This is a genomic window from Amphibacillus sp. Q70, from assembly GCF_052055485.1.
In the GTDB taxonomy this organism is placed as follows: domain Bacteria; phylum Bacillota; class Bacilli; order Bacillales; family Amphibacillaceae; genus Amphibacillus.
In genome coordinates this window covers 215,139-234,184 of record NZ_CP197171.1, presented here as the reverse complement: position 1 = coordinate 234,184, position 19,046 = coordinate 215,139, and the positions used below count along the sequence as shown (strand labels likewise).

The 19,046-nt window shown below is 39.4% G+C and carries 16 protein-coding genes and 2 riboswitches; of the genes, 15 read left to right on the top strand and 1 reads right to left on the bottom strand.

From position 1 onward, the window contains the following. The first annotated feature begins 28 nt into the window (after window positions 1-28). Window positions 29-1,087, top strand: coding sequence for a 2,3-butanediol dehydrogenase (locus ACS127_RS00955; RefSeq protein ID WP_440896608.1), 1,059 nt, complete (start codon window positions 29-31; stop codon window positions 1,085-1,087). A 118-nt stretch (window positions 1,088-1,205) separates the two neighbouring features. Here the strand turns inward: ACS127_RS00955 and ACS127_RS00950 are convergent, their stop codons facing one another. Next, window positions 1,206-1,790: a TetR/AcrR family transcriptional regulator gene (locus tag ACS127_RS00950; protein ID WP_440896607.1), complete on the bottom strand. Its 585-nt coding sequence runs from the start codon at window positions 1,788-1,790 to the stop codon at window positions 1,206-1,208. A gap of 274 nt (window positions 1,791-2,064) precedes the next feature. Between ACS127_RS00950 and ACS127_RS00945 the strand changes: the two genes are divergently transcribed. From ACS127_RS00945 to purF, 14 genes are all read left to right on the top strand, one after another. After that, the gene (locus ACS127_RS00945; RefSeq protein WP_440896606.1) at window positions 2,065-2,766 is read left to right on the top strand and encodes an ABC transporter ATP-binding protein; all 702 of its coding nucleotides are present in this window, start codon (window positions 2,065-2,067) and stop codon (window positions 2,764-2,766) included. A 16-nt stretch (window positions 2,767-2,782) separates the two neighbouring features. Continuing rightward, entirely contained in the window at window positions 2,783-6,226 is a 3,444-nt protein-coding gene (locus tag ACS127_RS00940; RefSeq protein ID WP_440898048.1) for an FtsX-like permease family protein, read from the top strand. Window positions 6,227-6,344: 118 nt separating this feature from the next. Continuing rightward, a riboswitch (purine riboswitch) is annotated at window positions 6,345-6,445 on the top strand. 120 nt (window positions 6,446-6,565) lie between these two features. Then, window positions 6,566-7,870 carry an NCS2 family permease gene (locus tag ACS127_RS00935; RefSeq protein WP_440896605.1) on the top strand — a complete coding sequence of 435 codons (1,305 nt, stop codon included), beginning with the start codon at window positions 6,566-6,568 and terminating at the stop codon, window positions 7,868-7,870. Window positions 7,871-8,122: 252 nt separating this feature from the next. Continuing rightward, complete coding sequence (locus ACS127_RS00930; protein WP_440896604.1) at window positions 8,123-9,097, top strand: NAD(P)H-quinone oxidoreductase; 975 nt, start codon at window positions 8,123-8,125, stop codon at window positions 9,095-9,097. A gap of 81 nt (window positions 9,098-9,178) precedes the next feature. After that, the gene (locus tag ACS127_RS00925; RefSeq protein WP_440896603.1) at window positions 9,179-9,817 is read left to right on the top strand and encodes a DUF2179 domain-containing protein; all 639 of its coding nucleotides are present in this window, start codon (window positions 9,179-9,181) and stop codon (window positions 9,815-9,817) included. Further along, window positions 9,807-9,983, top strand: coding sequence for an NETI motif-containing protein (locus tag ACS127_RS00920; protein ID WP_440896602.1), 177 nt, complete (start codon window positions 9,807-9,809; stop codon window positions 9,981-9,983). Before ACS127_RS00925 ends, ACS127_RS00920 begins: the two co-directional genes overlap by 11 nt. A gap of 78 nt (window positions 9,984-10,061) precedes the next feature. Further along, window positions 10,062-10,161, top strand: a riboswitch (purine riboswitch). 410 nt (window positions 10,162-10,571) lie between these two features. After that, a complete protein-coding gene (purE, locus tag ACS127_RS00915; protein WP_440896601.1) occupies window positions 10,572-11,057 on the top strand; it encodes a 5-(carboxyamino)imidazole ribonucleotide mutase in 486 nt (161 codons plus the stop codon). Beyond that, the gene (purK, locus tag ACS127_RS00910; RefSeq protein WP_440896600.1) at window positions 11,050-12,171 is read left to right on the top strand and encodes a 5-(carboxyamino)imidazole ribonucleotide synthase; all 1,122 of its coding nucleotides are present in this window, start codon (window positions 11,050-11,052) and stop codon (window positions 12,169-12,171) included. The genes purE and purK overlap by 8 nt, the downstream gene beginning before the upstream one ends. A 12-nt stretch (window positions 12,172-12,183) precedes the next feature. Next, on the top strand, window positions 12,184-13,479 hold the full coding sequence (gene purB / locus ACS127_RS00905; RefSeq protein ID WP_440896599.1) for an adenylosuccinate lyase: 1,296 nt from the start codon (window positions 12,184-12,186) through the stop codon (window positions 13,477-13,479). Between the two features lie 112 nt (window positions 13,480-13,591). Next, window positions 13,592-14,302 carry a phosphoribosylaminoimidazolesuccinocarboxamide synthase gene (gene purC / locus ACS127_RS00900; protein ID WP_440896598.1) on the top strand — a complete coding sequence of 237 codons (711 nt, stop codon included), beginning with the start codon at window positions 13,592-13,594 and terminating at the stop codon, window positions 14,300-14,302. Beyond that, a complete protein-coding gene (purS, locus tag ACS127_RS00895) occupies window positions 14,299-14,550 on the top strand; it encodes a phosphoribosylformylglycinamidine synthase subunit PurS (protein WP_440896597.1) in 252 nt (83 codons plus the stop codon). The genes purC and purS overlap by 4 nt, the downstream gene beginning before the upstream one ends. Next, window positions 14,547-15,224, top strand: a complete 678-nt coding sequence (gene purQ / locus ACS127_RS00890; protein WP_440896596.1) for a phosphoribosylformylglycinamidine synthase subunit PurQ — start codon at window positions 14,547-14,549, stop codon at window positions 15,222-15,224. The genes purS and purQ overlap by 4 nt, the downstream gene beginning before the upstream one ends. Further along, window positions 15,208-17,436, top strand: a complete 2,229-nt coding sequence (purL, locus tag ACS127_RS00885; RefSeq protein ID WP_440896595.1) for a phosphoribosylformylglycinamidine synthase subunit PurL — start codon at window positions 15,208-15,210, stop codon at window positions 17,434-17,436. The genes purQ and purL overlap by 17 nt, the downstream gene beginning before the upstream one ends. Beyond that, window positions 17,412-18,818 (top strand): amidophosphoribosyltransferase, encoded by a 1,407-nt coding sequence (gene purF / locus ACS127_RS00880; protein ID WP_440896594.1) that lies wholly within the window; start codon window positions 17,412-17,414, stop codon window positions 18,816-18,818. The genes purL and purF overlap by 25 nt, the downstream gene beginning before the upstream one ends. Window positions 18,819-19,046: the final 228 nt, after the last annotated feature.

Genomic DNA, 19,046 nt, shown 5'->3' with positions numbered 1-19,046 from the left:
ATCAAAGAATAATAGGAGTGTGAATGTTATGAAAGCGGCAAGAATTTATGGAGCAAAAGATGTTCGAGTGGAAGATGTAGAATTGAAGGAGATCGGTGCAAAAGATGTCAAGGTAGAAGTAGCTTGGACAGGTATATGTGGTTCTGATCTGCATGCCTATTCACATCCAGAAGGGTTACTGCCAACAGACGAGGTGCATCCACTATCAAACAGAAAAATGCCATTGACATTGGGCCATGAATTCAGTGGAACAATCACAGAGGTAGGGAAGGATGTAACTTCCTTGAAAGTTGGTGATCGTGTTTGTATTGAACCGAATCTGCGCTGTGGTAAATGTAAGGAATGTCGTGAGGGGAACTATCATCTTTGTCGACATAGTGGTGCTGCCTTTATTGGACTTGCTGATGATGGTGGGTTTGCTGAATATTGTGTGCTAGATGAAAAACATGTATACCAAATACCAGATAATATGTCACTTGAGCAAGCCGCACTTGTTGAGCCAACGGCGGTTACGCATCGCGGTGTTGAGGTTGCAGGGGTCAAAGCTGGTGATAAGGTATTAGTAACAGGAGCAGGTCCAATTGGTTTATTAACGGCTTTATGTGCTCGGGCAGCAGGTGCAACCGACGTTTATGTCAGTGATGTTGCTGAAGAGCGCTTAGAATTAGCGAAATCCTTTGGCTTCGTCACACCCTTAAACCCTACCAAAGAAGATGTTGTTGCGCGAATTATGAAAGATACAAACAATACTGGAGTAGATGTTGCGATCGAATGTGCAGGTGTTCAAGCAACATTTGATACATGTTTAGAAGCATTAAAAATAACAGGGACGGTTTGTTTAGTTGCTCTTTTTACAGATAATCCTAAATTATCGGCATTCCAAGCTCTTATTAAAGAGGCTACGATTAAATCAAGTTTAGCTTATGCAAATAGTTATGATCGTGTCATTGATTTGATCGCTAGTGGACAAGTTCCAGCCGAAAAAGTCATTACTAATAAAATTGTGTTAGATGATGTTGTAGAAGATGGGTTCGAATTATTACTTAATGATAAGAGCCAATCAAAAATTCTTGTTAGTGCAAAGTAATCGATAGCTTAAATTAGAAAAACTAGGATATGCCCCCTCAAAAGGCTAACTGCTGAGGGGGTTTTTGTAAGGATAGAAAAGCTATTTTATGATTAAATTAATCCAATCATAAATACGTTTAATAAGAGTTGTAACTATTAGAAAACTGTTTAATAATATGTTGGCAAATTTCAGCCATTTCTTGGTCTGACTCCTTCAAATCAGAATAGATCCATTCCCTAAGCAAGTTATAGAATGCCCCATTCCAAAAAAATACCTTATATCTTTCTAATGATGTAACCTGCCCTTCTGAGAATTTATCTAGTAAGATTTTATTAATGCTTGAAAGAATAACCCCATCAAATCCAGCTTTGAGTAGGGTTAAGAATTTAGCTGAATAAGGTCTAACGCGATTAAATATGGAAAGCCAAAAACTAAGGTCATTATGATAATATTTTTGTATATCTAAAGAATTGGTAATGGTTTGTACGACGGTATGCAAATAATTTTTTAGGATATCTTCTTTTGATGAATAATTGCGATAGTAAGCTGATCTTGAAACGCCAGCACGACTAACGATGTTTGTAATCGAAATATCTTTAAAGTCATTCTCTTTCATTAAAGCCAATAATGCTGTTTCAATACATTCTTTTGTGAAAAGATTGGATTCTTCGTTTGATAGACGAAGAACTTCTTTACGTTGAAGCTCAGTTTTTTTTGACATTACAAATGCTCCTTTTTTGTATAGTCCGAGATAGATGATATTGTAAGTTTTTAAAAATGGTAATACAATTGTACTGACGATACAAGTGTAACATCGAAAGTGAATATCTACAATACCAATTAGAAAAGCTAAACATTCAAGTGATAATAGAGTCACTTTGTTTTTTGATAAAAAGTTGCTGAGCTAAGGCACCATCTGTGTTTGACTTTTAGAAATATAGTACAATGAATGTTAGCGTCTTTTCTAAATAAACATAAATACGGGGGACAATATCATGAGTTATGTAAAAATTGTTGATGAATATAAACGGTATCAGATGGGTGAAAATACCATTGTTGCAAATAACGGAATTACTTTCGAGATTGAAGCAGGAGAATTTGCAGTTATTCTAGGACCGAGTGGTGCTGGAAAGTCAACTGTACTCAATATTTTGGGCGGGATGGATAAAGTAGATGAGGGGGAGATTTGGGTCGATGGCAAGAATATTGCCAATTACTCAACAAAGGAGCTGACCCAATATCGGCGAGATGAAATTGGGTTTGTCTTTCAATTTTATAATTTAGTCCCTAATTTAACAGCAAGAGAGAATCTTGAATTGGCGACGCAAATTTCCCCACAAGCACTGGGTGTTGATCAAGTTTTAGAAAGCGTTGGTTTATCACATCGGGTGGATAACTTTCCTGCTCAGCTATCTGGTGGGGAGCAACAACGTGTAGCGATTGCCCGTGCGCTAGCAAAGAACCCAAAATTATTATTATGTGATGAACCAACAGGTGCACTGGATGTAGAGACAGGTAAGCAAATTTTAAAACTGCTTCAAAAGACGGCGAGAGAAACAAAGACGACAGTAATTGTCATTACGCATAATTCTACAATTGCTTCAATGGCTGACCGAGTGGTTTATATTAATGACGCTAAGGTAAGAGAAACAGTTATCAATCCACGTCCGCGTTCTGTAGATGAAATTGAATGGTAAGGGGAAGTGAGGCGTGATGAGAAAAACAGCATTGCATAAATTAGTATTTAAGGAAATTTTGACGTCAAAGGCTAGATTCTTATCCATCTTCATTCTAATTATTTTAGGTGTTGGCTTTTTTGCTGGTCTGCAAGCAACTGGACCTAATATGTTAAAAACATTAGATCAGTACTTTGATGACCAAATGTTATATGATTTTCATGTTCAATCGACGATGGGAATTGAGGATGAAGAAATCCAACGATTAAATGATTATGAGCCAGTTGACTTGATTGAGCCAGGCTATAGTCAGGATGTCTTGGTTGGCGACAATCGTCTGGTCATGAAATTGATCAGTTACCATGAGGATAATCAATTGAATCAATATCTGGTTAAGAGTGGTCGACTACCAGAAAAAAGTGGTGAAATTGCCTTAGATGATTATGATATCCTCCATAACCAATACGAAATTGGGGATGAAATAACACTTTATCCCGACCGTGATCATACTGATTTAACTGAACAGTTTAATGAAACAACCTTTGAAGTTGTCGGTTTTGTTAAGAGTCCACGTTATTTTGTTAAGGGCTCACGTGGTCAAACTTCTATTGGTGGAGGTCAAGTTGACGCGTTCGGTGTCATTAGAGAAGAAGATTTTAACTTATCCGTATATACAGATTTATTTGCTACATTTACAGGCTTGCAAGAGGAAGATACCTTTAGCGATCAGTATCAAAATCGAACGCGTGAATACCGTTCAGATATTGAGCAAATTTTAGAAGATTATGCACCAGAGCGTCTGGATGAGATTCGTACAGAGGCTGAGGAAGAGATGAGTGAGGTTGAAGCAGAAATTGCTGAAGGTAGAGCTGAATTAGCAGAGGCTAAGGCAGATTTGGCTGAGGCTCGTGAGCAATTAGATGAGGGTCAGTCAGCCTTAGCTGAGGCGAGGGACGAACTTGATCAAGCATACACGGAGTTGACTCAAGGAGAATCGGATTACGAAGCAGGCTTAGCTGCTTTTAATCAGGAAATGAACCAGGGGGAAGAACAACTTGAACAAGGGCGTCGTGAGCTTGAAGAAGAGCAAACAAAGCTCGATCAAGCTTTCGAAGAACTTGAAGCAGGAGAAACAGAACTTAATCAAGCAATTGTAGCTATTGACAATCAGCATGAAGAACTTCTAAATCGGCAAGCAGATTGGGAGTTATTAACAGAGGAATTGTCAGATTTACTTGAGCTGCCTATAGCTTGGATTCCTGATCAAGTGAAAGAGAAGATTTTAGCGGAAACACAAGCGATTGAATTAAATGGAGCGACTTTAGCTGATTTATTAGCGGCTTATTTTGCCGAGGAGCTACCCAAAGAGTCAATTGAACAGGCTCTGGAACAAGTTAGCACAGAAATTGAACAAGGTTTGGCACAATTAGCTGAAGCTCGTGAAGAAGTTGAAGCGGAAAGTGCAGCTTTAGAGGAAGGGCGAGTTGAATTAGAAGCTGGTCAAGAGGCAGTGGATGAAGCCCGACAAGAAATAAATCAGCAAGCAGAATTGATGGAACAGGAGCGAGTTGACGCTGAATCAGAATTAACAGAGGCTCGCTCAGAGCTAGATCAAGGCTGGCAAGAGTACAATGAGGGACTTGATTTACTTACTGAAGAAGAAGCAAATTTATTAGAAGCTGAGCAGGAATATGAAGAAGGGCTCGTTACTTTTGAAGAAGAATCTGCAGATGCTCTTGAGGAAATTGAATCAGGCGAAGCTGAATTGGCTGAAGCCCGCGAAGAATTGGCTGAATTAGAAGAACCCACTTATTTTACTTTGTTAAGAGAAGATAATAGTGCTTTTCTAGAATATGAGGAAAATGCGACTCGATTAAGTGAACTTGCTTCTATCTTTCCGGTTGTCTTCTTTGCAGTAGCAGCACTAGTGACATTGACGACAATTACTCGGATGATTGAGGAGCAGCGTGGTGAGATAGGAACCTTAAAAGCATTAGGTTACCGCAATTGGGAAATTTCAATGAAGTATTATGTTTATGCAACGAGTGCAAGTTTATTAGGAACAATTGCTGGTTTAGTTTTTGGTTATACCACTTTACCATGGATTATTTTCAACGCCTATGGGATGTTATATGATCTGCCCAATATCATTTTAACCAATTATTGGTCTTATACTCTAATTTCAGCATCCATTTCAGTAATTTCAACGGTGGTTACAGCATGGTTTGTGCTTCGTGTTGATCTTAGAAGTCAACCAGCAGTGTTGATGAGACCAAAGGCACCGAAAATTGGGAAACGTATTTTACTAGAGCGAATAACGGTATTGTGGCGCCGATTAGATTTTATTAAAAAGGTGACTGCTCGTAATTTATTCAGATATAAACAGAGAATGTTGATGACAATCATAGGTATCGCTGGTTGTGCTGCCTTGATTATTGCTGGTTTTGGGATAAAAGGAGCTGTTGAGGGACTCGTTGATTTACAATTTGGCGAAGTGATGGACTATAACGCAATGGTTATTCTTGATGATGAGGCTTCTGAAGATGAAGAGAATTCATACCGGCAATTCATAGCTGGCTATGACGGCATAGACCAACATTTAGCGATTTTCCAAGAGCAATTTGAAGTGAGTCAAGAAGGAATGAAAACGCAAGAACTCAATGTGTTAGTCCCCAATGATCCAGATCAATTCAATGATTTTATTCGATTAAAAGAGCGAACGTCTGATCAGCCTCATCAATTAAATGATGAGGGAGCGATTGTTACGGAGGGGCTGGCGAACTTATTTCAGATTGGACCAGGAGATACACTAACAATTGTTGACAGTGACAATCAAACTCATCAAATCGAAATCGCAGCGATCACTGAAAATTATACCGGTCACTATTTATATATGACCGAAGCAGTTTATCGTTCTGAAATAGATGATTCGCTTTCGTATAATGCTAATCTGTTGAAATATGATCAAGATCAGGCTTGGGAAGATGAACTTTCAGAAGAATTAATGCACGAAGATCAAGTGATTACAACATCTTTTAATGCTTCACTTATTGAGTCCTTTGAAGATTCGATGGCTAGTTTAAATATTGTAGTGATTGTGCTCATTATTGCAGCAGCAGGTCTTGCTTTTGTTGTGCTGTACAACTTAACGAACATTAATGTTTCTGAACGAATTCGAGAACTATCTACGATTAAGGTGCTTGGCTTTTATGATAACGAAGTGACGATGTATATTTATCGGGAAAACTTGATGCTAACCATTATGGGTATTATAGTGGGTGGCATGTTTGGTCGCTTATTATTTACTTTTGTACTTGATACGGTATCAATGGATAATATGATGTTTAATCCAAGCCTGCATTGGACCAGTTATTTTTATGCAGCTATCTTAACATTCTTTTTCTCAGCATTTGTGATGTGGATGATGCATCATAAATTGAAAAGAGTTGATATGATTGAAGCTTTAAAATCGAATGAATAGCTGTTAAGCACGTGAATAAAAGTAGACACACCCGAACGTTGGGTGTGTCTTTTTCAATTAACATTCGTCTTTGACTCTTGACGTTTAGTTCTTTTCTTAGTATGATTAGGCATGTAATAAAAAAATTATCTAAATTCGTCGTATAATCTTGAGAATATGGCTCTAGAGTTTCTACCGACCACCGTAAATGGTCTGTCTACGCAGAAGAATAGAAGAAATAGCTTTTATATTATTCATTTTAACTATTGTCTTCTTCTGACATGCTAGACACACTCTGGATTGCACGACTATTGGGGTGTGTTTTTTTGCGGCGAAAAAAGAAAGGAAGAGGAAAATTTTATGAAAAAATATTTTAAGCTAGAAGAACTAGGTACAAATGTAAAAACAGAATTTACCGCTGGTTTAACAACTTTTTTGGCGATGGCCTATATCCTATTTGTTAATCCTCAGATTTTGTCCGCATCAGGAATGGATGAAGGAGCACTTTTCACAGCAACGGCATTGTCTGCAATTATTGGAACGTTGATTATGGGTGTTTATGCAAACTACCCTGTTGCTCTAGCGCCCGGGATGGGGATCAATGCCTTTTTCTCTTTTACCGTTGTCTTAGGATATGGTATCCCATGGGAAACGGCGTTAACTGCGGTTTTAATTTCTGGTGTTCTCTTTCTATTATTATCCCTGTCAGGAATCCGTGAAGCGATTATTAATGCAATTCCATCTACACTAAAATTAGCAGTTGCCTCCGGGATTGGTTTATTTATTGCCTTTGTTGGTCTGCAAAATGCAGAAATTATTATTGCTGATGAAGGTACAATGGTAGCCATTGGAGATTTCACTCATGGTCCAACTGCCTTAGCTATTTTTGGTTTAATTGTAACGGCACTATTAATTTCTTTGAAAATAAATGGTGGTGTCTTTTATGGAATGGTCATCACGGCAGTGGTTGGTATTATTTTTGGTGAAATTCCTTTGCCGACAGCAATTTTTGCAGGAGTACCAAGTCTTGCGCCGACATTCGGTAAAGCATTTACTGCCTTTTCTGATATTGGTGATCTATTTACATGGCAAATGCTGGGTGTTATTCTAACTTTCTTGTTCGTAGATTTTTTTGATACAGCGGGTACTTTAGTTGCTGTTGCAGAAAAAGCAGGTTTGATGAAAGGAAATGAATTGCCTCGAGCAGATAAAGCTTTATTGGCTGATTCAACAACAACGGTAGCGGGGGCGATTTTAGGAACATCAACAGCAACTTCATTTGTTGAATCTGCCACAGGCGTTGGAGTTGGTGGACGTTCTGGTTTAACCTCTGTTTTTACATCTTTATTTTTTGCGTTAGCATTATTTTTCTCACCATTATTGAGTGTAGTTACATCATCAGTAACTGCACCAGCCTTGATTATAGTCGGTGTGATGATGGCTTCAAGCTTGAAAGATATTGCTTGGGATAAAATTGAGATTGCCATTCCTGCCTTTTTAACGATTATTATTATGCCATTGGCTTATAGTATTGCAACAGGGATTGCAGTAGGTTTTACTTTCTATCCAGTTACAATGGTAGCAAGTGGTAGAGGAAAAGAGATTCACCCCATTATGTGGGTGTTATCGGCTGTCTTTGTTCTGTTTTTAATCTTCTTAGCATAATATAGATATAGTTAGTATTGAAAAAGCGTGTCTCCATTAGAGTGGACACGCTTTTTGAATTGCAGAACTTGTGCAGATCAGACTAAAGCGGAATAAAAACCATTCTCTTTTCTCGTTACATTCCTGTTTTGGGTTTTTGCTTTCCTCACTAAATCCTTGTAAAATTATAAATGAACCTTACAATAGATTGCTTAAAAATGGGACCCGCATTTTCAAAATTAATCAAATAGATCATCCTAAGGAGGATTTTAAATGAAAGCGATCATAGCTAAACAGCCGGGTGGCGCTGAGCAATTACAAATAACGGAACGGCCTAGCCCCATTCCTAATGGTAAAGAATTACTAATTAAAGTTGAAGCAGTTGGTGTCAATCGACTTGATGTAATTAAACGCGAAAGTAACACTGACCACTTGGAACAACCTATTTTAGGGGTAGAGGTTGCGGGAGTCGTTGAAAAGTCTAATCCAAACTCAAATATTGATAAAGGAACAAGAGTGATGGGGTTAGTGAGTGGAGGTGCTTATGCTGAATATGCACTCATCCCATCAGATCGAGCGATGGTTATTCCAGACAATTTATCATATGAACAAGCAGCAGCCATTCCTGAAGTTTTCCTGACAGCTTATCAAACTTTATTTTGGTTGGGAAATTTGCAAGAAGACGAAACCGTTCTAATTCATGCGGGCGGGAGCGGTGTTGGAACAGCAGCAATTCAATTGGCGAAACAGCTTAAAGGCGCAAATGTGATTATAACGGCTGGAACAACAGAAAAGCTTAATACGGCAAAGACTCTTGGAGCAAGTTATTGCATTAATTATAAAGAACAAGCTTTTGATCAAGAGGTTTTGCAGGCAACTGATGATCGAGGTGTTGATTTAATTCTTGATTTCATTGGAGCATCTTATTGGGAAAAGAACTTAGCTAGTCTTAGTGTAGATGGGCGTTGGGTTTTAATCGGAACCTTAGGCGGATCAACCGTCGAACAGGTAAGCTTAACAGAACTGATGACTAAGCGGATCCAACTAACAGGTACATTGCTTACTCCTCGAAATGATCAATATAAAGCTAAACTGGCAACAGAATTTATTGCTGAAACCTCCAAATTATTTAAAAATAATCAATTAAAACCAGTGATCGACCGCGTTTTTAATTTTGATCAGATGAGCCAAGCACATGAATATATGGAGGAGAATAAAAATATTGGAAAAATTATAGTGAAGCTGTGAGTACAAGTCGATTTAAAAACAACGGGTACAAATTGAAAAATTAATGTTAAGTCGAATAAAATGAGATGTGGAGGTATCTCGATGCTAGAAAGTGCAATGACAATGATTTTAATTATTTTAGCGATTAATATTGTTTATGTTTCACTCTCTACGGTTCGAATGATTTTAACTTTAAAAGGTCAGAAGTATATTGCGGCTGCGATCGGGACTATTGAAATTATGATTTATACGGTTGGGCTTGGTCTAGTTTTGGATAATCTAGGTCAAATTGAAAATCTTATTGCTTATGGACTCGGTTATGGAATCGGGGTAATCGTTGGGTCCAAAATAGAGGAGCGATTAGCCCTTGGTTATACTACAGTACATGTGACTTCTTCAAATCCTGATTTAGCTTTTACGCGGACGTTGCGAGAAAAGGGTTATGGTGTCACAAGCTGGGGAGCATATGGTATGGACGGTGACCGACTAGTTGTGCAAATTTTAACACCAAGAAAATATGAATTGCACTTGTATGAAACGATTAAACAGATTGATCCAAAAGCTTTTATCATTTCTTATGAACCTAAGCATATTAATGGCGGTTTTTGGGTCAAGACGGTTAAGAAGGGTAGGATTAAAAATAGTGTCAAACAAGCTGAAACAGAAGTCACACAAACAGAGCAAGAAACAAACCCAGTTGCAGAACCAAAACAAGAAGAAATTCGAGCGGATGGAGAATGAGACCATCGATCAGTGTTTAGAACGAATTCAGCAAGCTGGATATATACCGGTCAAACGGATTGAAAAACCAATTTTTAAAGAAGTAATTAAAAAAGGTGAAAAGGGCTTCATTCCAGACAATCAACAAGTCATTTTTGAAGCTATATTGAGCAAAGACGAACAATAATGCTATATATAGTATTATTGTTCGATTTTTATTGACTATTTGAAAGAAACTTGCTATGATATAAAGGTGAAAATAAATGACAATTGAATGAATCAACCTCATATAAATTTGAGAATACGGCTCAAAAGTCTCTACCCGTTACCGTAAATAACGGACTATGAGGGAAGATGGAACAGACCAATAATCTGATTAATGCTGGCATGTTTTGTTTGTGTTTTAAAAGCATAAGTCAAACAATCACTTACTAGTGCTGTGTTTTGATTTGAAAGATTTTGGTTAGTATGTACTTTCTGCCTATTCATCTCCTCTCTAAAGTATTAGGGGAAATGAATAGGTTTTTTAAAATTAGAAAAAATTTCGAATAATCATTTACTTATATCTCAACAAATCTATGGGTTTATCGTATAGGTGCATAGTGATTGCAATATAACATATGCCTGTTTTCCATGAGCACATTATGAGCTATCTTTGTAGAAGTCGACTTATCAAAATGAGCATTTCACTTGATTAAACTGCAAAGGATCAATTGTATTGCTTGGCTTTTGTATAATTGTTTAAAACATACTGACAAAAGAAAAGAGGGATTATATGGTGCAAGTAGGTGTGATTATGGGGAGTATCTCGGATTGGGATACCCTATCACATAGTTGTAGTATGCTTGATCAGTTAAAAATTGCTTATGAAAAAGAGATTATTTCCGCACATCGGACACCTGAAGATATGTTTAAATATGCTGAATCTGCTCGTAAGCGTGGCTTAAAGGTTATTATTGCGGGTGCAGGCGGAGCCGCGCATTTACCAGGCATGATTGCGGCTAAAACTATACTTCCAATCATTGGAGTTCCTGTTCAGTCACAGGCACTTAATGGTTTAGACTCCTTATTATCAATTGTTCAGATGCCTGCGGGGGTCCCTGTTGCGACTGTTGCGATTGGAAATGCTGGAGCCAAAAACGCTGGACTTCTTGCTGCACAGATCATTGCGAATAATGATGAGACAGTGGCACATCAATTAATCGCCTATCAAACCGAATTACGAGAAAGCGTGGCAGAAATGAGGGATCAGCTTGTCTGAAGATCAGTTACTCTGTGGAAAAACGATTGGTATCATTGGGGGCGGTCAGCTTGGTCGTATGATGGCGACAGCGGCGAGACACATGGGCTATCGACTCATCATTTTAGATCCAAAGCCTAATTGCCCGGCAGCGCAGCTTGCTGATCAACAGATTATCGCTTCATATGATGATATCGATGCGATCAAACAATTAGGCAAAGTCACAGATGTTGTTACCTATGAATTTGAAAATGTCGATCTAGAATCTGCTCAGTATTTAGCGCAGCTTGGTCTTTTGCCACAAGGGACGAAAGCACTTGAAATGACTCAAGATCGCGAAAAGGAAAAACATATGATTAAAATGCTTGGTCAACCTGTTGTTCCTTTTCAAATGGTTCGTAACCTTGTAGAATTGAAGCGGGTAATGAAAGAACTTGGTTTACCTGCCATTGTCAAAACATGTCAAGGTGGTTATGACGGTAAAGGGCAGGTCACTCTATTTTCAGAAAGTGATATTGCAAAGGTAGAAGTATTATTACAGGAAGAGGATCGCTTAATTTATGAATCCTTGGTTAACTTTGATTGTGAAATATCAGTGATTTTTACCCGCTCTGCAGACGGTAAAATCATTTATTTTCCGATTGCTGAAAATCAGCATCGTGACCATATGTTACATATGACCATTGCACCTGCACGTGTGAGTCAAAACATATTTGATCAGGGAAGAGAAGCCGCAAAAGTGATTGCGAATGCACTTGGTGTAATTGGAACATTTGCGATTGAGCTTTTCGTTAAGGGGACGGATGTTTATATCAATGAACTAGCACCACGTCCACATAATTCTGGACATTTTACGATTGAAGCGTGTAATATTTCGCAATTTGAGCAACATATTCGTGCGATTTGTCGATTACCGCTCACACCAGTTGTTTTCCATGGTGGAGCTGTGATGGTTAACCTACTCGGTGATAACCTTGACCCTTACTTTTCAAAAATTGATCAGCTTGAACGAGCTCATATTCATATTTATGGTAAGGATCAAATACAAGCAAAACGAAAAATGGGGCATTTAACTTTTGTTGATCCTAATCGTGACCAACTGCTTATGACATTAAAAGATCAGCAACTTATTTAGGAGGATGTATAGATGATTGAACGTTATACTCGACCAGAAATGGGAGCCATTTGGACAGAAGAAAATAAGTATCAAGCATGGCTTGAAGTAGAAATTCTTGCTTGTGAAGCTTGGAGTGAACTCGGTGTTATCCCAAAGGATGAAGTTAAACAACTGCGTGAAAAAGCATCGTTTGATATTGGACGAATTTTAGAAATTGAGCAAGAAACACGTCATGATGTTGTTGCTTTTACTCGGGCAGTTTCGGAAACTTTAGGAGAAGAGAAAAAGTGGGTTCATTACGGTTTAACGTCGACAGATGTCGTTGATACTGCACTCTCGTATTTATTAAAGCAAGCAAATGCGATTATTCGTGCTGACATTGAACGTTTCATAGAAATTTTAAAGGATAAAGCAATTGAGCATAAACATACAGTGATGATGGGCCGAACTCATGGCGTGCATGCAGAACCAACGACTTTTGGCTTGAAGATGGCACTTTGGTATGAAGAGATGAAACGAAATCTGGAGCGATTCAATGCGGCGGCTGCTACAGTGGAGACCGGAAAAATGTCAGGAGCAGTCGGAACTTATGCGAACATTGATCCAAAAGTGGAAACGTATGTATGTGAAAAATTAGGACTTAAACCTGCCCCTGTATCAACACAAACCTTGCAGCGAGATCGTCATGCCCAGTATTTATCAACACTAGCACTTGTTGCAACATCGATAGAGAAGTTTGCTACTGAAATTCGTGGCTTGCAAAAAACAGAAACACGTGAAGTGGAGGAATTTTTTGCAAAGGGTCAAAAGGGGTCATCGGCGATGCCGCATAAACGAAATCCAATCGGTTCTGAAAATATGGCTGGATTGGCTCGAACGGTGCGAGGTTACATGGTAACTGCTTATGAAAATGTTTCTTTGTGGCATGAACGTGATATCTCACATTCATCAGCAGAGCGAATTATCCTCCCAGATACGACAATTACAATCAATTATATGCTAAATCGTTTTAGTAATATTGTTAAAAACTTAACTGTTTTTCCAGAAAACATGAAGCGAAATATTGATCGAACCCATGGTGTGATTTTCTCACAACGAGTGTTATTATCATTAATTGATCAAGGGCTGAGTCGAGAGGAAGCTTATGATCTTGTTCAACCCAATGCAATGAAAGCATGGGAAACGGAAACGCATTTCAGGTCATTAATTGAGCAAGAAGCTAGGATTACTGAAGTTCTTTCCGAACAGCAAATCGCTGATTGTTTTGATTATACCTATCACTTGAAAAATGTCGACCAAATTTTTGAACGATTGGGTTTAATTTAACTTATCAGGCTGTAACATAGATCCAGCATCGACATGGAGAGGAAGGAAAAATGGATAAAGCGTTTTCCAAAAAAGTAATGTAAGGAAATTAAATATCCAAGGGGGGAACCAAGTGAAAAATGAGCTTTTGTACGAAGGGAAGGCGAAGCAAGTTTATCTAACCGATCAGTTCAATCAGCTCATTCTTTCTTATAAGGATGAAGCAACTGCTTTTAATGGAAAAAAGAAAGCAAAAATGGTTGGCAAAGGTTACTTTAATAATTTGATTTCGGCAAAAATATTCCAATATTTAGCGGAATTTGATGTACCCAGCCATTTTAAAAAGCAGCTTAATGATACAGAGCAACTCGTTGAACGAACAACGATTATTCCATTGGAAGTTGTTGTCCGCAACTTAGCGACAGGAAGTATTGTTCAGCGGTTAGGTTTTAAAGAAAAAACAGTTTTTCACCCTCCCTTAGTTGAATTTTATTACAAGGATGATGGATTAGATGATCCGTTGGTTAACGATCAACATGCTTTACTTATGACTGATATAACAAGAGAAGAACTTAATTTAATCAAGAACTCTGCTTTAAGAATTAATCATCTATTACAACCTTATTTTGAAAAAGTTTCTATTCAATTAGTAGATTTCAAACTAGAATTTGGTCGTAATCAAGCTGGAGATATTATCTTGGCGGATGAGATTTCACCAGATACATGCCGATTTTGGGATATGGCAACAGGTGAAAGTTTAGATAAGGATGTCTTTCGTCAGGGAAGCAGTAATCTACTCACCGTTTATCAAAAAATATTAGCTCGACTGGAGGCTATCAAATGATTAAGGCAAGTATTCAGATCGGATTAAAAAAAGGTGTACTTGATACGCAAGGGAAGGCAGTTGAAGAGTTAATTAAGGATTTAGCTGTTCAAGGGATCAGCAATGTTCGAATCGGGAAGTGGGTCGAATTAACGTTTGCAAATAAGGAAAATATTAACGAGCAAGTAGAAGCCCTCTGTCAAAAGGTACTCGTCAATCCTGAAATGGAAGACTACAGCTACACCCTAGAGGAGTGTGAGTCTGAGTGAAATGTGGAGTAATTGTTTTCCCTGGATCAAGCCATGATGTGTATGAAGTTGTCCGTCTTATTCTTAATCTAGAAGTTGAGCTCATTTGGTACAAAGAAACAAATTTAGGAAACTATGATACTCTGATCATTTCTGGTGGATTTTCTTACGGTGATTATTTACGCCCAGGTGCACTTGCAGCTCGGACAGAGATTATGTCAGAAATTCGGGTAAAAGCTGAGCAAGGGATACCTATTTTAGCGATTGGAAATGGCTTTCAAATTTTACTAGAAGCAGATCTTTTACCTGGAGTTATGTTGAAAAATAAAGCGTTAGCTTTTATTTCTCAGAATAAAAATCTGATTGTTCGCAATAATCAAACGTTTTTCACAACTGGATATGATCAAGATGAAGTCATTTCTATGCCGATTGCCCATGGTGAAGGGTGCTATTACTGTGATGAGCAAACCTTAGCTCGATTAGAAGAAAATAAGCAAATCGTCTTTACCTATCAAGCTAACCCGAATGGCTCGATTGGAAATATTGCGGGGCTTGTTAATGAAAAAGGCAATGTACTTGGCATGATGCCACACCCTGAACGAGCGACAGAAACTAGTTTAGGCAGTGAAGCGGGTCTAAGACTATTTCAATCAATGGTAAACAATTGGAGGGAACAACATGTTACAAATGTTTGAGCCAAGTCCAGAAGCGATTGAAAGAGAACAGCATTATTTGGAGATGGGCTTGACTGATGACGAATATCAATTGATCGTTCAGATTTTAGGGCGTCAACCGAACTATACGGAAACGGGTATTTTTTCTGTGATGTGGTCTGAGCATTGTAGTTATAAAACATCAAAACCTTTACTGCGCGAATTTTCGAGTGCAGGTCCGCAAGTGATCCAAGGACCTGGTGAAGGGGCAGGCATTGTTGATATTGGTGACGGTCAAGGCCTTGTCTTTAAAATTGAAAGCCACAACCATCCATCAGCGGTCGAGCCTTATCAAGGCGCAGCAACTGGGGTTGGCGGCGTGATTCGTGATATTTTTTCAATGGGAGCGAAGCCGATTGCTGCATTGAATGCATTGCGTTTTGGACCACTGACTACGGAACGAACGAAGTATTTATTTGATCAAGTGATTCGTGGTATTGCGGGTTACGGTAATCGTCTCGGTGTACCGACAGTTGGTGGTGAAGTCCAATTTGATTCGTGTTATCAAGGCAATCCTTTAGTCAATGCAATGGGGGTTGGCTTAATTGATCACAAGGATATTCAAACAGGTATAGCAGCGGGGCTCGGGAATACGGTCATTTATGTCGGTTCAAAAACCGGTCGTGATGGGATTCATGGTGCTACATTTGCCTCTGTCGATTTATCAGGGGATGCTGATGGACAGGGCTCGGATATTCAAGCGGGAGACCCGTTTGTTGAAAAACTGTTAATCGATGCTTGGCTAGAAGTGATTCACTCTGATGCGATCATTGGGATGCAGGATATGGGAGCTGCTGGATTAACCTCTTCAGCTAGTGAAATGGCGAGTAAAGCTGGCATGGGAATGGAACTGAATTTAGATCTTGTTCCACAGCGAGAGGCAAACATGACAGCCTATGAAATGATGCTATCTGAATCGCAAGAGCGGATGTTACTAGTTGTTAAACAAGGGCGAGAGCAAGAGATTTTTGCTATATTTGCAAAGTATGACTTAGAAGCTGTTGCAATTGGACGAGTGACAGCAGATAAACAATTCAGGTTATTACATAAAGGGGAAGTCGTCTGTGATATTCCTGTTGATCCATTAGCTGAAGATGCACCCGTTTACCAAAAGCAAGCTCAGGAACCTGCTTATTATCAGATCTTTCAAAAGCAAGCTATTTACCAACCGGAAGTTGATGATTATGAGCACGTACTCACTCAATTATTACAGCAACCAACAATTGCTAGCAAAGAATATGCGTATCAGCAATTCGACTCAATGGCTCAAGCCAATACTGTTGTTGCGCCGGGTTCAGATGCGGCTGTAATCAAAATACGGGGTTATGATAAAGCCATTGCCTTAACGACGGATTGTAATTCACGCTATCTCTATCTCGATCCAGAAGTAGGCGGGCAAATTGCGGTTGCAGAAGCGGCTCGAAATATTGTTGCTTCAGGTGCTGAGCCACTCGCCTTAACCGATGGGCTTAATTTTGGTAATCCAGATAAGCCGGAAAACTATTGGCAAATGGAGAAAAGTGTTGAAGGAATGGCAAAGGCTAGTGTTGAACTAGGTACACCTGTTGTTAGCGGCAATGTCTCACTGTATAACGAGACAGCCGGTCAGCCTATTTTTCCAACGCCAATTGTTGGGATGGTTGGTCTCCACCGTTCAACAAAAGATATCACAACGTCTCCATTTAAAGCAGATCAGGATGTGATTTTGTTAATTGGTGAAACCAAAGCAGAATTTGGTGGCAGTGAACTACAAAATCTGTTAGAAGGAAAGTATTTTGGTAAAGCTCCGAGTCTTGAGCTTGCTGTCGAGAAAAAAAGACAACAACAATTGTTAAAAGCGATCCAAGCAGGGCTTGTTCAATCGGCTCATGACTTGTCAGAAGGTGGTTTAGCTGTTGCTCTGGCAGAAAGTATATTTGGAACTGAGCATTTAGGAGCAAAAGTTGACTTAACTGGTGACCCGACAACTTTATTGTTTAGTGAGTCGCAATCACGTTTTCTTGTTTCGGTTGCTCCAGACCAAGTTGCAGCTTTTTTACAGCTTGTTGATGATGCAACCATTATTGGTCAAGTGACGAAAGGAAATCAGCTTCAAATCATAGTTAATCAGCAAGTGGTCATTGATCAGGCTGTCAGTCAGCTTGAAAGGCTTTGGAAAGGAGCGATTCCATGCTTGCTGAAGTCAAAGGCTTAAATGAAGAGTGCGGGGTCTTTGCAATTTTTGGTCATGAAAAGGCAGCTGAACTTACCTTCTACGGCCTGCATGCCTTACAACACCGTGGACAACAGGGAGCTGGAATTGTGACCAGTGATGGTGAGCAGCTTCATATCCATAAAGGAATCGGCTTAGTTAATGCTGTTTTTGATCAGCAACAGCTCGCTAGCTTAAAAGGCACAAGTGCAATTGGTCATGTTCGTTATGCGACAGAGGAGGAGAGCGGTTTTGAAAATGTCCAGCCACTACTCTTTCGTTCGCAGACATCAAGCATGGCACTGGCTCATAATGGGAAAATCGTCAATGATTTTGCTTTAAAAACCCAATTAGAAGCACAAGGCAGTATTTTGCAAACGACATCAGATACAGAAGTGATTGCCCATCTCATTAAACGGGGAGGTTATCTTGCCTTAGCGGATGCGATTAAACAGGCGTTGGGAATGGTCAAAGGGGCCTATGCCCTTGTCCTATTGACTGAGGATCAGCTATTTGTTGCCCTTGATCCATATGGCTTGCGGCCATTATCACTTGGGCAAATAGAGGGGGCATATGTTGTTGCCTCAGAAACATGTGCCTTTGATCTAGTCGGGGCTGAACATGTCCGTGAAGTCAAACCGGGTGAATTGCTAGTGATTGATAAAAACGGCTTGACATCAACCCTGTTCGCCACACCAATGCAACGCTCACTTTGCGCAATGGAATATGTTTATTTTGCTCGTCCAGACAGCGATTTAAATGGTTTAAATGTCCATGCCAGCCGAAAAGTGATGGGGAAACAATTGGCTAAAGAGGCGAGCGTTGAGGCAGATGTTGTCACAGGAGTCCCTGATTCAAGTATTTCCGCCGCGATTGGTTTTGCTGAAGAAACGAGTATTCCTTACGAACTGGGTTTAATCAAAAATCGTTATATTGGGCGAACCTTTATTGAACCCACTCAGTCTTCACGTGAACAAGGAGTGAAAATGAAGCTCTCACCTGTCCGTGGTATTGTCAATGGCAAACGAGTGGTAATGGTTGACGATTCGATTGTTCGAGGGACGACAAGTCGGCGAATTGTCCGATTGTTAAAAGAAGCTGGGGCTACAGAGGTGCATGTGCGGATTGCAGCACCCCCGATCAAAAATCCTTGCTTTTATGGGGTCGATACATCTGTGACCGGTGATTTAATTGCCGCACAATACTCGATTGAAGAAATGGCTGAAGAAATTGGTGCAGATAGCTTAGCCTTTTTATCTGTGGAAGGGTTAGAGAAATCACTTGTCCAAGTGGATTCGATTGAGCAAGGCATTTGCAAAGCTTGCTTTACGGGAAGGTACCCGACCGAAATTCACCTGAATACAGCAAGTGCGACCGATAAATAAATTTATCGTAGTACAACTGTCAGTAAAGACCCCCCACTTTAAGAATTCGAAGGAAACTAAGCATTGTAAGTGGGGGAGGACCTTGTGTCATACCCTTGCACATTAGGAAAGGATAAAATTTCAGTCGAGTAGTCATTCGATGAAGTGGAAATTTTAATGTGCTAAGTATAAGAAAAACTAACCCTCTCACTCAAATGGCGAGCGAGAGCGAGTTTTTCTAATGGTATC

What these genes read in the sequence shown, in the direction of transcription:
- ACS127_RS00955 (WP_440896608.1), top strand. Translation starts at nt 29, where the DNA reads ATGAAAGCGGCAAGAATTTATGGAGCAAAAGATGTTCGAGTGGAAGAT.
- ACS127_RS00950 (WP_440896607.1), bottom strand. Translation starts at nt 1,790, where the DNA reads ATGTCAAAAAAAACTGAGCTTCAACGTAAAGAAGTTCTTCGTCTATCA.
- ACS127_RS00945 (WP_440896606.1), top strand. Translation starts at nt 2,065, where the DNA reads ATGAGTTATGTAAAAATTGTTGATGAATATAAACGGTATCAGATGGGT.
- ACS127_RS00940 (WP_440898048.1), top strand. Translation starts at nt 2,783, where the DNA reads ATGAGAAAAACAGCATTGCATAAATTAGTATTTAAGGAAATTTTGACG.
- ACS127_RS00935 (WP_440896605.1), top strand. Translation starts at nt 6,566, where the DNA reads ATGAAAAAATATTTTAAGCTAGAAGAACTAGGTACAAATGTAAAAACA.
- ACS127_RS00930 (WP_440896604.1), top strand. Translation starts at nt 8,123, where the DNA reads ATGAAAGCGATCATAGCTAAACAGCCGGGTGGCGCTGAGCAATTACAA.
- ACS127_RS00925 (WP_440896603.1), top strand. Translation starts at nt 9,179, where the DNA reads ATGCTAGAAAGTGCAATGACAATGATTTTAATTATTTTAGCGATTAAT.
- ACS127_RS00920 (WP_440896602.1), top strand. Translation starts at nt 9,807, where the DNA reads ATGGAGAATGAGACCATCGATCAGTGTTTAGAACGAATTCAGCAAGCT.
- purE (WP_440896601.1), top strand. Translation starts at nt 10,572, where the DNA reads ATGGTGCAAGTAGGTGTGATTATGGGGAGTATCTCGGATTGGGATACC.
- purB (WP_440896599.1), top strand. Translation starts at nt 12,184, where the DNA reads ATGATTGAACGTTATACTCGACCAGAAATGGGAGCCATTTGGACAGAA.
- purS (WP_440896597.1), top strand. Translation starts at nt 14,299, where the DNA reads ATGATTAAGGCAAGTATTCAGATCGGATTAAAAAAAGGTGTACTTGAT.
- purL (WP_440896595.1), top strand. Translation starts at nt 15,208, where the DNA reads ATGTTACAAATGTTTGAGCCAAGTCCAGAAGCGATTGAAAGAGAACAG.
- purF (WP_440896594.1), top strand. Translation starts at nt 17,412, where the DNA reads ATGCTTGCTGAAGTCAAAGGCTTAAATGAAGAGTGCGGGGTCTTTGCA.